A 13,296-nucleotide genomic window follows, 5' to 3' on the forward strand; every position below is an offset into this window, starting at 1 on the left:
AGCAGCTGATTCTGCCGTGCGTTATACCGAATGTGTATCAGGTGGCGGAATGGGCTGTTTACTGAGCCGTTGCAGGCGCCAGAGAGATTGCCATAGCTCACGTAGTGATTTGCCCCTGTTTACACACTGGTGGAACTCGGCGGTCAGGGCCTCGAGTTCTGGCCAGTTGCAGAGCCCGCTGATGCCCAGCAACTGGTGGGCATGATGACGCATTCGGGTTGTGTCCCTGGCTAAAAAGGCCTGCTGGCAAGCATCCAGCTGGCGCTGTATTTCCTGCTGTATTTCGGCATGACTTAGCAGGGGGGCGGCGGAGTCGTGGTCTGCAGGGGCGTGCGGTGCAGGCGTTTCGTAAAGGCGGCTGCAGTGGCGCTTCACTGCCTCGAGCAGCTTGGCTTCATTGATGGGCTTGAACATAATCTTGGTGATACCGGCATCCTGCAGTGCCTTGTGCTCTCGCGGCACCACATTCGCTGTCAGCGCGATAATGGGCAGGTTCGGGTAGGCCATGCGCAGGCGTCGGGTCGCTTCGATGCCGTCCATCTGGGGCATGTGAACATCCATCAGGATCAGATCCGGAACCTTTTGTTTGACTTCTGCCAGTACTTCCAGCCCGCTGCTGGATTGCCTTGAGCGGATGCCGGCGCGGCCGAGCACCTTCATGATCAGCAGGCGGTTCAATTCGTTGTCTTCGGCAATGAGCACATCAAAATCGTTGTCGACCAGTACCTCGCTGGTGGTTTTATCCTGTGCCTCGCGGGCTTTCATATTCAGCGCCCGAAGCAAATTGTGGGGGCGTACCGGCTTGTGCACGATCAGCGTGTTGTCATCCGGTTGCAGCGCGCTGATGCCGCTGGAACACAGGATAATCAGGCGCGCGCTGCAGTTCTGCCGCAGGCGTTGCAGCCGTGTCTTGAACTGCTCGGCGTTGCTGGCCGGGCTTTCCCCCCAGATCAGGCTGTCGTACTGCCTGGCCCGCTGGCAAAATTCGTCAAAGCTCAATGCGATGTCGGCCTGAATGTGCAGGCGCGACAGCAGCGTCTGGAGCGACTTGCGCATGTCCGGGTGTGGCTCGTACAACAGGATACGCGTGCTGTCGGACTGTGCTGCCGGTCGGGGCTGGGTAACGGATGTGCCGGTGGTAAAGGGGATGTCCAGGCTGATTTCGGTACCCCGGTTGAGCTCGCTGCTGAGGGTGATTTTGCCGTCCATCAGGCTGGTCAGCTTCTGGGTAATGACCAGGCCCAGGCCCGAACCGCCGAAACGACGGGTGATTGAGGTGTCGGCCTGCGTAAAGGCCTTGAATAGCTTGTCTTTCTGGTCTTCTGCAATGCCAATGCCTGAATCCTGAACCCTGAATTTCAGCAGGCTCTGGTGCGGGCCAAGAATCTCGGCCTCCACAAATACCTGGACCTCGCCTTTTTCGGTGAACTTGATGGCGTTGGCAACCAGGTTGGTGAGGATCTGGCGCAATCGGGTTGGGTCACCCAGCACGGTATCGGGTGTCCCGGGAGCGTAGTGCAGAATGAGTTCCAGGCCCTTGTTGTGTGCCAGCGGCGCCTGCATTTCCAAAACGTCGAGTAGCAGTTCCTCAAGGTTCAGCGGTATCTTTTCGAGTTTTATGGCATCGGACTCGAGCTTGGAGAGGTCGAGTATATCGTCGATGATGCTGAGCAGGACCGTGGATGTCTGGTTGATGATGCGCGTGTATTCGCGCTGTTCTTCGTTGGCATCGGTGTCGTTTAGCAGGCGCGCGAACCCCAGTACCGAGGTCATGGGGGTGCGCAGTTCATGGCTCATGCGTGCCAGAAATTCATCCTTGGCACGGTTGGCGGTGTCGGCCTTGACGCGGGCCAGCTCCAGCTCGTGGTTTTTTGTCTCCAGATGGTTCAAGGTGGCGCGCAGACGCTTGGTGGTGGTCTCGACCTTGGTTTCCATCATGGCGTTGGATTCCTGGATACGCGCCGCCATGCGGTTGACGCCACGGGCAAGTGTGCGCAGTTCGCCGGTCAGGGATACTTCGGCGCGGGTATTGAGCTGGCCGTCCTGCAGGCGTTCGATAACATGACTGAGTCCCTGTATGGGTTGCGTGATGCGTTGGCCAAACCGATGGGCAATGACGGCGGTAATGCCGAAGGTGCCTATCATGAGCAACAATCCGGTAATCAGGATGCTGCGCTGACGGGTGCGTGTCTGTTCATCTGACAGAATGACGATGACCCAGCCAATGGTATCCAGGCGATCCTGGGCATCCGGGTATTCGGGAAAGTCCTGAAAGGAGATGCCGGTGACCCTTACCGGTTGGGCAAAATACCAGTGATTGTTGTCCTGGTAGACGAAGGGCCCCTGCGGCTTTAGCTTGAGCTCGAAAGCCCGGGAGCGGGTAATCAGTTCAAACTGGCTGTTCAGGAAAGCGACGTCGGCAACATCAGGCTCCTGGCTCATGCCCTTGCCAAGATTGCGCAGTAGCTCGTGGTTGCCGAGCATGAGGCCGAACTCCGACGCGGATGCCAGCAGTCGGCTGATGGACTGGCCGCGCTCGAGCAGTGAATGCTGGGTGTCATCAATTCGGGTACTGATGAAATAGCCCCCCAGCACGAGGGCGAAGAGTACCATCGGCAGCAACGAGATCATCAGAACGCGCTGGCGGATACCGAGGGTTTTAAACTGGCGCTTCATTCTGCACCTTCCTCCAGCCGTTGATGCAGGGCGCTGTTGTCGGGTTCAGGCAGCTCCAGGGTGCGGGCCACGATCGGATTGCTGCTGACATTAAAATATTTCGGGTAGGCCGGTTGCGGCAATGGCTGTGACAGGTCCAGTTCGCGCAGCAGCTCTCCGGTCTGCCGGCCGATCTGGGCCGGCGTGGAATAGACGGCGGCCAGGGCACCGGCTTCGACATAGGTTTTGGAAAAACCGATGACCGGCACCTTTTGCTGCAGGGTGATGTACAGCAGCCATTTGGCGGTCGCGCGGTTGAACAACGCGCGATCTGGCAAGGCAAGGAAGACGTCGCTTTGCTGGATAAGTGGTTTCAGTCGCTCGATCGGGTTGTCTGAATCGTCCAGTGTGATGGACACCGGTGTCAGGTGTTCCGTCAGAGCCGTCAGGTCAAACAGACTCTTGGACTGTGAAGAAAAGGGGCCAAACATGGTACCGATACTTTTTGCATCGGGCGCCAGGAGGCGTGCGAGACGCAACTGGCGTTGCAGCGGCTGGTCCAGATACACCGCGCTCAGGCGGCGTTGCCCGTTGCTGTAGAGTGAGGACAGGGATTGAAAGGTGGTACTCGGAATAAAGGTGCAGATCAGGTCGGCATTGCCGCTGTGTTGCAGCAGCTGTTCGCATGCTCTGGCGCCGATGGCAATATTGAGTCCCTCGTCGAGCCGCGCCTGGGATGGTGCGCTGTCTGCACTGTACAGCTGTATGGGCTGCTTGTAACTTCGCCTGATCTCGTCGGCAACGAGCTGATAGAGTGCGCTGTTTTCACTCATCAACACCAGCGGCGAGGCGGCAGCGACGGTGCCGCTGAGCAACATTAACAGCGCCAGCAACAGCTGCCCCGATCGCCAGAGGTATGGGTACCGCCTGTATGATTTATCCGATGCCTGCATTCAGCGTTTCCGTTCGCGTCGCTCGGTGATCAGAATTCGAGTTGCACTTGCAGATAAGTCCGCTGATCGAACTCACTATACTGGTAAAATTCAGAAAATTCGTTGCCCAGCAGGTTCTGAACAATCAGTGCCCCCGACAGGCGCTGACTGGCCGGCAGATCCCATTCCCTGGCCAGGCGCAGGTCTGTACGGTTGTATCTGCTCCGGTAACCGCCTTCATCCCACTTCACTTCATCCACGTAGTACTGCGCCAGGCTGAGATCCCAGCCTGGCGCGAAATTGTAGTTCATCAGCATGGAGGCCGTATGCAGCGGTGTCTGTGGGGCATGCGCCCGCACCAGACCTTTTTTGGCGGGGCCTTCATCCTGCAGAAAGTCAGTGGTGTTGATGTAGCTGTAATTCAGTAGTAGCCAAAACTGCTCGATTGGCTGCAGGCGCAGTTGCAACTCGGCGCCGTGGTTGCGCCAGGACGTGGAGTTGGCACTATAGCGCAGGCGGTTGTCCAGATCATCGGTGAAGTCGCGGTAGCTGTTGATGGCTCTTTCCACATCTTCGACAAAGATCCGTACGTCGACATGCCCGGCAATATCCTGGAAGGCTCGATAATAGCCGACTTCCGAGGTGAGGATGCGCTCCGGGCCTATGTCTGAATTCGGTATGACGACGACATCCCAGACATCGCCGCTTGTGTCGTAGATGAACGATTGATTGTTCTTGTCCAGCAGCGAGGGCATGCGGTACGCCCGGCTGTAGGCCGTGCGGATAACGGACTGCTCATCGGGCCTGTAGTTCAGGGCAACCCGGGGGGAGATTTTCGTGCTGTCGGCGCTGGTGGTGCTGCGCTCGGCCATGGCACCGAGGTTGAAGGTGAGGGCGTCGGCGGGCTGCAGCTCCAGATTGCCGAACAGGCGCCAGCGGTCCTCATTGATGCGCCCCTGCTCCTGTAGCAAAACGTCGCTTTGTGCGCTCTCGTAACGGTAGCCCAGCCCCCAGAGAAAGGTGGCCCGGTTCGGAATCCAGTACTGGGTTTGCTGCAGCTCGATATCGTACAGTTCCGTTTTGCCGTCCTCGTTGTCCAGTCGAAACTGCGGGTTCTGTAACAGTAAGGCTTCGGCAAAGTCGGCGGGCAGGCCTTCATACTGCACCAGCTCGGCTACGGTGGCGACCGGTGTCGAGAGGTTAAGGTAGTTGTGGTAGGCCGCCAGCTGGGTTTCGCGGGAGCTGTCGCTGATATGGCTCCAGCGCAGGTACTGGTAATTCGACTGGTGGTCTCGCGCGACAACGGGCTTGTCGGTGTCATCCATATCACCGCGGTCGGCGTAGCCCTTGCTGAATCCGGCCTGCATCAGCAGGGTGTCGGCCAGCGTGGGGGCCAGAGTGCTGCTCAGGTTGAGGTACTCGCTGCGTGCGCCGTCCTGAAACCGGTTGCTGCCGTCGTTCTGGTCATGGCCTGCGGTTACCCTGAGCTGGGCATTACCCGCGGGCACGCTGAAACGACCTTCCACGCGACGGGTGTCCTGGGAGCCCCCCAGTACCTTGAGCGAGGCGCCGCTTTCGCTGTAGGGCGAGCGGGTGACAATATTGATGGCGCCCAGGAAGGCATTGGAGCCATACGCGGGCACGTTGGAACCCCGTACCACTTCGATACGCTCAATATCATCGAGACTGAGCCCCAGGGAGTTCCAGTCGACCGTGGACAACAGCGGCAAATAGATGGAGCGGCCATCCACCATGACCTCAAGGCGGCGGGGGAAGTCATCGCTCACGCCATGGTAGGTTGCGCCAAACTTGTTCGCATTGACATGAAATACCTGAAAACCGGGCACCAGTCGCAACAGGTCCGGAATGGTAATGGCGCCGGAGGCGCGGATCATGTCGCGGTCAATCAGGCTGATAGAGGCCGGTGCCTCCGTCAGCTTCTGGGTAATGCGGGTCGCCGAAACCACCTCAGGAATCACCGCATAGAAATCGGATTCGCTGAACATCACCGTATCCTGCTCATCGGCAATGGCGCAAAACGGGGTCAGAGTCAGCAACATCAAGGCTGCGCGACCCGACTTCAAGCGTGATTTAGTGGTAATCATGGTGACTATTCGTTGTTGTCGGTAAATTGGCTTTCAGCGTTGTGGATCAGATCCGAGTGCCGACATAGATCAGTACTGCAACCAATAGCAGCGCTTCCAGAATGAAACCATTGGTCGTCAGTATCCAGTCAAGCATGGCCCCGTCCCGTTGACGGCAACGTGAAAAAGTTTAGTTAACGTACCACAATCCCTGTAAGCAGCCTATGTGAGCTGCATTTGCGAGACGATGAAGGTGTGACTGGTATTGGCCAGGGTTAACCCGGCGGACGAATAGGCTCTGTGCCTGTTTGTGCATCACCCCGGATGCTCTTTAGCGAGAAGGAACGGGCGCAGGTGCGCGGACATGCTGGAGGCTTCGAAGGGGAAGAGGTGGGGTTCGCATTGGGCCATTTTTTCCAAGGAAGGCTCAATGGTACAGCGTTCCTTGGTTTCTTTCGCCAACGCTTTTCCGTCGCCTGCTAGAGCGCTTCGGCGATGCTTGTTTCGTGCTGTAACAGCTGCAATGCGGCTTTCAGGGCGTAAAAGCAGTCGGCATCGATGGCGCTGCCGATCTCTGCCTCCATGATTGCCAGTGCCGCAGGGATGGGGATGGGACCGCGGTAGGGGCGATCGGCGGTGATGGCGTCAAAAATATCGGCGGTGGTGATAATGCGGGTTTCCAGACTGATTTGTGCCGCGGCCAGCCCGCGAGGGTAGCCTTTGCCATCCAGGCGCTCGTGATGGGCGCCGGCAATTCTGGCCAGCCGCGAAAAGGCATTGATCCGGATCAGAATATCTTCGGTGAAGGCCGCATGCTGCCGTACGCACGCCCATTCAGCCTCATCCAGCTTGCCGGGTTTGTCCAGGATGCTGTTGCTGACGCCAAGCTTGCCGATATCGTGCAGCAGGGCACCCCGCTTGAGCCAGCGGCGGTCATTTTCAGATACATTCAGTTGCTCGCTGATCATGTCCGTATAGAGTGCAACCCGTTCACTATGGCCCGCGGTATAGGGACTTTTTGAGTCGACCACCTGGCCAAAGGCGGCCGCAATTTCGTCCAGATAGTCTTCGTCCAGTGCGACTTCATGCTGCGCCGGTTCGAGCTTGAGTACTTCTTGCACCAGATCGGGGTCGCGCAGCAGTGACCAGAAGTTGTCCCGGGCAGAAACCCGTTCAAATGCCTGTACCATTTGCGGGTCAAACCAGCTGCCACTGCGATGGCGGACTTCTTTCAGTGCCTGTGACGGGGATGCGCTTGCCTGAAACACATCCACCACCTGGGCCAGCAGGGCGATGCGCGCATAGAGCGGGATACTGTCGCCGGCCAGGCCTTGGGGCTTGCCGTTACCGTTCCAATGTTCATCCAGCGCTCTTATGCCATCGGCCACGCCGTCAGAGAAGCGCAGCTTTTTTGCGATGTCTGCACCGCGTTCGCAGCGGGTCTGAATCAGTTCATCGGCAATTTCGGAACCATCGCGCAAAATGGTCAGCAGAGCCCGAAAACGCTCTGCGAGGCCGCCGGTAAGCCTGGTATGACGCATGACGAAACGCAGTACCTGGGACAGGCTGCCGTCTATTTCCTTGAAGTCGTGCTTGAATTTGAGGTCGTCTGTGGCATAGAGCTGGCAGATACGGGCGGCATTGCTGCTGCAGCCCAGGTCTTTCAGTAACAGGGTGTAATAAAGCTCCCACTGCTCATGAGCCGGCATGCCAAGCTCATGGCCAATATGCATGCCGATCCAGCAGCAGCGCACACAGTGCCCCTTGGGCTGGCCCTCGGTCATATCCAGGGCATGACTGAGGGCGCTGATAAGTTCTGACATTCTTAAATCACTGAGCATGTCTTGACCCTCTGACGGGAACTGCAGCTTTACAGCGTGCAAGTTGCCTACGCAATTTTTGGCCATTTGGGTTGGCAGTCTAGCGCTTTAACCTGATTACCCGGGCGTTCAGCAATTAAAAAGGCTCTTCCTGAACGGAATTAGCGGTTTCTAATGCCGTGTACACAGGGCAGTGCAATTCGATGATGTCGTCGTTTTGCGTATACCGGTGCCGGCGCCTGGCTCTGTTTCGGTGCGGCCCGCGCATTGATCGCCCTTTATAACCGCACCGGTCGAGCCATGGCGAGTGAATACATACGGCTTTTAAGGGCACCGTGCTGCCGCGGGGCGCCTGCTTTCGCCGCTTGTGCCGGCGTTAAGCTGTGCCGGGCACGACTATTGCTTTAGCTTTTCTGTTTTTAGGGAACTGTCATTGGGCCGGCCCGGGCCCTTACAAACTGAGTTTACGGACAACGGCGTCCTTACTGACCTGCTTCAGCAGCTCGGCTGTGGGCGCTTTTTTGTGTCTGGGGAAAATAGGGATACCAGACAGCCGTGAGCGCATAAATGGGCCGGTACCGGATTGAAGTTACAAAATTATCGCTGAATGAGGCAATAGATATGGCTTATCTAATTCCGTCCGAGTTTGTAACAAAAATGGTTGATGCGGGTGAATCCAAGGTTCACATGTCGACTCGAGATACGTTGATCCGGGCCTATATGGCGGGTGCCATTTTGGCATTGGCGGCGGTTTTCGCCGTTACCGTCGCTGTTCAGACCGGTGTCTTCCTGATTGGCGCCATCCTGTTTCCGGTGGGCTTCTGCATGCTCTACCTGATGGGCTTCGACCTGCTAACCGGGGTTTTCATGCTGACGCCGCTGGCCTGGCTGGATCGTCGCCCGGGGGTTACCGTTAAGAGCATTCTCAGAAACTGGGGTTTGGTGTTTCTGGGGAATTTTGCCGGCGCGCTGACCGTTGCCTTCATGATGTCCTTCGTCTTTACCTACGGTTATAACACTGACGGGGGCGCAGTGGCCGCCAAGGTATCCGGTATTGGTGAGTCCCGTACCCTGGGTTATGCCCAGTACGGTATAGAAGGCTGGTTCACCATCTTCATTCGCGGCATGCTGTGCAACTGGATGGTTTCCCTGGGTGTTGTCGGCGCGATGATCTCCACCCATGTCAGTGGCAAGGTACTGGCGATGTGGATGCCGATCATGCTGTTCTTCTTCATGGGCTTCGAGCACTCCGTCGTTAACATGTTCCTGTTTCCGTTCAGCATGATCATGGGCGGTGATTTCTCCATCATGGACTACTTCATCTGGAATGAAATCCCCACCGCGCTGGGTAACCTGGTCGGCGGCCTGGCCTTCACCGGTCTGACGCTCTACACCACCCACGTGCGCACCGCCAAAAAGCGTGCGGTACAGCCCATCTCTGTCTAATGCCCGCTGAGCCCCGGCCACGCCCGTGGCCGGGGTGTTGGATAATGCCCATGAGCAGCCGTTTAAAAGTATCCGTGGGACAGCATTCCGATAAGGGTCGCAAGGCGGCCAATCAGGATTTTCATGCCTGTTATCTGCCCTGTGAGCCGTTACTGAGTCTCAAGGGTGTCGCTTTTGCCATGGCAGACGGTATCAGCAGCAGTGAACTGAGTCATATTGCCAGTGAAACGGCGGTGACCAATTTTCTTGACGACTATTTCTGCACCTCGGATGCCTGGTCGGTGCAGAACGCCGTGCAGCGGGTCGTGACGGCCTGTAATGCGTGGCTGTACAGCCAGACTATGAACAGCCCCTACCGGTACGACAAGGACAAGGGCTACGTCTGTACGCTTAGCGCCCTGGTGATCAAATCGACCCGGGCGCATATCTTTAATGCCGGCGACACCCGCATATACCGGGTGCATGGCAGGGGTCTGGAGCAGTTGACCAATGATCATCGGCTCTGGGTATCGCAACAGCAAAGCCACCTCAGCCGCGCGCTGGGCGTGGAGTCCCGGATCGAACTCGATTATCAGTCGCGGCCGCTCAGCCTTGGTGACATCTACATACTGGCGACCGATGGCGTTTATGAGCACGCCGATACGGGTTTTATCCTCAACAGTATTGAAACAAGCAGCGACCTGGACGCCGCCGCCAGGGATATTGTCGAGCATGCGCTGGAACGGGGAAGTGAAGACAATCTCAGCATTCAGATAGTGCGCATTGACGCGCTGCCCCAACCGGGTTCGAATCCGCTTCACCTTGAGGCTGAGCAGTTGGAACTGCCGCCCATTCTGGCGCAAGGCGCGCGCTTCGATGGCTACAAAATCCTGCGTGAGCTGCACGCGACCAGTCGCAGCCATGTCTATCTGGCGCTGGATGAGGCAACGGATACACGGGTGGTGCTGAAAATCCCTTCCATAGATTTGCGCGGTGATCCGGCCTATCTGGAGCGGTTTCTGATGGAGGAATGGACGGCCCGGCGCATAAACAACACTCATGTGCTCAAGGCGGGCCCGCAGAGCCGCCCACGCCAATATCTCTACACGGTGATGGAGTTCATCGAAGGGCAGACCCTGAAACAATGGCTTGTGGATAACCCCAGACCCGAGCTTGAAACGGTGCGGGGCATTGTCGAGCAGATTGCCAAGGGCCTGCAGGCGCTGCATCGCATGGAGATCCTGCATCAGGATATCAAGCCCGATAACATCATGATCGACAGCAGCGGCACGGTAAAAATTATAGATTTTGGTGCCGCCCGGGTGGCCGGTATTGTGGAGGCCGACCTTGCCCTGGAGCAGGACGATATCCTTGGCACCGCACTCTATACGGCGCCCGAGTATTTTATGGGGGAGGTCGGCACGACGTGCTCCGATCTGTATTCCCTGGGCGTGTTGACCTATCACATGCTGTCGGGCGCTTTCCCGTACGCAAACCAGGTGTCCAAATCCCGCACCGCGGCGGCACAGCGACGCCTGCAGTACGGCTCGATTCTGCATGATGAGCGGGAAATTCCCGCCTGGATTGATGAAACCCTCAGGAAAGCCGTGCATCCCAACCCCTACAAGCGTTACCAGGAACTGTCCGAGTTCATGGCCGATCTGCGCCAGCCGAACAGGCAGTTTTTAAACAGGACCCGGCCGCCGCTGCTCGAACGCAACCCGGTTCGATTCTGGCAGGGCATTTCGGTCGTTCTGGCCGGCATTATCGTTGTGCTGCTGAACCGGTAGGCGTTTGGACGCACCGCGCCGGTCAGGAGGCGACTGAATACTTTTTAAACGCTGAAAATCAGACCCATCTCAATCACAGAGGATGCCATCAATGATCAGTAATCGTGACGAAGTAACCCAGATGATTCTGAGTGCCAAGGTCGCCAAGAGTGTTAAATGGAGCGACGTTGCCGCGGCCATCGGCTTGTCGAAGGAATGGACGACGGCCGCCTGCCTGGGACAGATGACCTTTAACAAGGCGCAGGCCGAGATTGTCGGTGAACTGTTTGGCCTGCCAGATGAGGCGGTGGCCTGGCTGCAGGTAACGCCGAGCAAGGGCTCTTTACCGACGGCGGTACCGACAGATCCGCTGATCTATCGCTGGTATGAACTGGTCAATGTGTACGGCAGCACTATCAAGGAACTGATCCATGAAGAGTTTGGCGATGGCATCATGAGCGCAATCGACTTCTCGATGGACCTGCAGCGCCAGCCAGATCCCAATGGCGACCGTGTGCAGGTGGTGATGTCCGGCAAGTTCTTGCCTTACAAGACCTTTTGAATTCCCGCCACCTGTCCGGGGCACAGAGCAGCCGCTGTTCTGTGCCCCGCGTCCTCTATCTTCATTAGTGCCACGTCATTAGTTGTCTCTTCAGGGCCCGTCCCGCGTATTGCCAAGGCCGCTATCGCTGCCGTGTCAGTTTTGTGTGGGTGATGCAGAGTACTGTTTGAATTTTCCTCCTCGTCCCCGTCATGTACCTCGCTGGCGGGTATTATCCCTATCACCTGGCTGTGCGGCAGAATTAGGCTACGTTACTGGTGCGCAGGTTTCGATATCGGGCAACCTTCCTGGCGTAACGCGGTATCGAATCCAACGGGGCTGATACTGTCCTTGCCTTCGCGAATCGTTACGTTAGCCTGTCACGTGTGGGTTATCCGCCTGTTGCCAATACCCTATAAAAAGGAGCCTTGCTCGAATGAAATCGGCCGATACCAACGAAAACGTGATGCCGGTGGATGAGGCCGTGAGTCTGCCTCAACCGGCTCAGCCCGCCGCAGGTGGGCATCGTTATCGCTTTGCCGCACTGCTGGCCGGTCCGTTAGCCGCCCTGTTGCTGTATCTGCTTCCTGCCCCCGAGGGCATGAACACCGAGGCCTGGCGTTTGGTTTCCCTGGCTGCCTGGATGGTTATCTGGTGGCTGGGAGAGGCGGTACCGATTCCGGCGACGGCGCTGTTGCCAATACCACTGATGCCGCTGTTTGGCATTGCCGACATGACGCCGGTTGCCGCCAATTTTGCTCACCCGCTGATCTTCCTGTTTCTGGGCGGCTTTCTGCTGGCCGCCGCGATGCAAAAGTGGGGGCTACACCGGCGTATCGCCCTGCGCATTGTGGCGGTTGTCGGTACCACGCCTGGCAGCGTCATCGGCGGCTTTATGCTGGCAACGGCGTTCTTGTCCATGTGGATTTCAAATACCTCGGCGACCATCATGATGTATGCGGTTGGCCTGTCGGTCATCGATTTTGTCGCGCGCAAGACGGCGGATGACAAGGCGGTGCGCAATTTCGGCGTGGCGCTGATGCTGGGTATTGCCTATAGCGCGTCCATCGGGGGGGTCGGCACACTGATTGGCACGCCTCCCAACGCCCTGCTCGCCAGCTTTCTGTCCACAACGTACGGTATAAAGATCGATTTCTTTACCTGGATGCTGTTTGGGGTTCCGATTGTGCTGGTGATGCTGCCACTGAGCTGGTTGATGCTCACGCGGATCATTTTTCCCTCCAGTCAGATTCGTATTGGCGATGTGAGCCAGGTGGTCACCACTGAGCTCGCCGAGCTGGGTGCCATGAGCAAGGCTGAGAAAATTGTCGGTGCGGTCTTTCTGGCCGCGGCATTGGGCTGGATCTTTCGTACGCCGCTGGTTACGCTGACCGGCCTTCCCATCAGTGATACCACCGTGGCATTGCTCGCCGCGCTGGTACTGTTCGCCTGGCCGCTGTCGCGGGAAAAAGGCGAGTTCGTGCTCGATTGGAGCGCAGCCCGGGATCTGCCCTGGGGCGTACTGCTGTTGTTTGGCGGTGGCCTGGCACTGGCGGGCGCGTTCAGCAGTACGGGGCTGGCAGGCTGGATTGGGTCTTCGGTCTCAAACTTTGATGTCAGCAGCTGGTTGCTGGTGCTGGTGGTTAGCGGGTCTATTGTTTACCTCACGGAAATTACGTCGAATACGGCGTCGGCGGCGACTTTTTTGCCGATTCTCGGCGCCGTGGCCGTGGGTCTCGGGCTGGATCCCCGCCTGCTCGCGGTGCCGGTCGCGGTCAGCGCTTCAATGGCGTTCATGATGCCCGTCGCCACGCCGCCGAACGCCATCGTCTTTTCCTACGAAAGGATGCAGCTTCAGGATATGGTCAAGGCAGGTTTTTGGCTGAACATTATCGCTGTGGGGGTCACTTTCGTAGCCATGTACCTGCTTTCAGGCGTCGTATTTGGTATTTAGAAGTGATTGGCAACACGCTTTTTGATGCCCGAACTTAAATGTCATGCTGCCGGTATCAGGATCTGCACCCGACAGCCTCATGACGAATCGATTAGGAAGTATGGAGACACAGGTGT

The 13,296-nt window shown here is 57.6% G+C and carries 8 protein-coding genes; 4 read left to right on the forward strand and 4 right to left on the reverse strand.

The features are described 5' to 3' along the window. Positions 1-21: 21 nt before the first annotated feature. From F451_RS0106325 to F451_RS0106345, 4 genes are all read right to left on the reverse strand, one after another. Complete coding sequence (locus F451_RS0106325) at positions 22-2,676, reverse strand: ATP-binding protein (protein WP_020680514.1); 2,655 nt, start codon at positions 2,674-2,676, stop codon at positions 22-24. Further along, positions 2,673-3,548, reverse strand: coding sequence for an ABC transporter substrate-binding protein (locus tag F451_RS0106330; protein WP_205623977.1), 876 nt, complete (start codon positions 3,546-3,548; stop codon positions 2,673-2,675). Before F451_RS0106330 ends, F451_RS0106325 begins: the two co-directional genes overlap by 4 nt. 89 nt (positions 3,549-3,637) lie before the next feature. After that, on the reverse strand, positions 3,638-5,692 hold the full coding sequence (locus F451_RS0106335) for a TonB-dependent receptor plug domain-containing protein (protein ID WP_083928362.1): 2,055 nt from the start codon (positions 5,690-5,692) through the stop codon (positions 3,638-3,640). Between the two features lie 458 nt (positions 5,693-6,150). Next, positions 6,151-7,494, reverse strand: coding sequence for an HD-GYP domain-containing protein (locus F451_RS0106345; RefSeq protein ID WP_020680518.1), 1,344 nt, complete (start codon positions 7,492-7,494; stop codon positions 6,151-6,153). Positions 7,495-8,112: 618 nt separating this feature from the next. Here F451_RS0106345 and F451_RS0106350 point away from each other — a divergent pair. The 4 genes from F451_RS0106350 (at position 8,113) to F451_RS0106365 (ending at position 13,180) form a co-directional block, all read left to right on the forward strand. Beyond that, entirely contained in the window at positions 8,113-8,937 is an 825-nt protein-coding gene (locus F451_RS0106350; protein ID WP_020680519.1) for a formate/nitrite transporter family protein, read from the forward strand. 50 nt (positions 8,938-8,987) lie between these two features. Next, positions 8,988-10,706: a bifunctional protein-serine/threonine kinase/phosphatase gene (locus tag F451_RS0106355; RefSeq protein ID WP_026291551.1), complete on the forward strand. Its 1,719-nt coding sequence runs from the start codon at positions 8,988-8,990 to the stop codon at positions 10,704-10,706. Positions 10,707-10,797: 91 nt separating this feature from the next. Beyond that, the gene (gene cynS, locus F451_RS0106360) at positions 10,798-11,247 is read left to right on the forward strand and encodes a cyanase (RefSeq protein WP_020680521.1); all 450 of its coding nucleotides are present in this window, start codon (positions 10,798-10,800) and stop codon (positions 11,245-11,247) included. Between the two features lie 415 nt (positions 11,248-11,662). After that, the gene (locus F451_RS0106365; protein ID WP_020680522.1) at positions 11,663-13,180 is read left to right on the forward strand and encodes an SLC13 family permease; all 1,518 of its coding nucleotides are present in this window, start codon (positions 11,663-11,665) and stop codon (positions 13,178-13,180) included. Positions 13,181-13,296: the final 116 nt, after the last annotated feature.

It is taken from the genome of Marinobacterium rhizophilum DSM 18822, from assembly GCF_000378045.1.
GTDB classification, from domain to species: domain Bacteria; phylum Pseudomonadota; class Gammaproteobacteria; order Pseudomonadales; family Balneatricaceae; genus Marinobacterium_A; species Marinobacterium_A rhizophilum.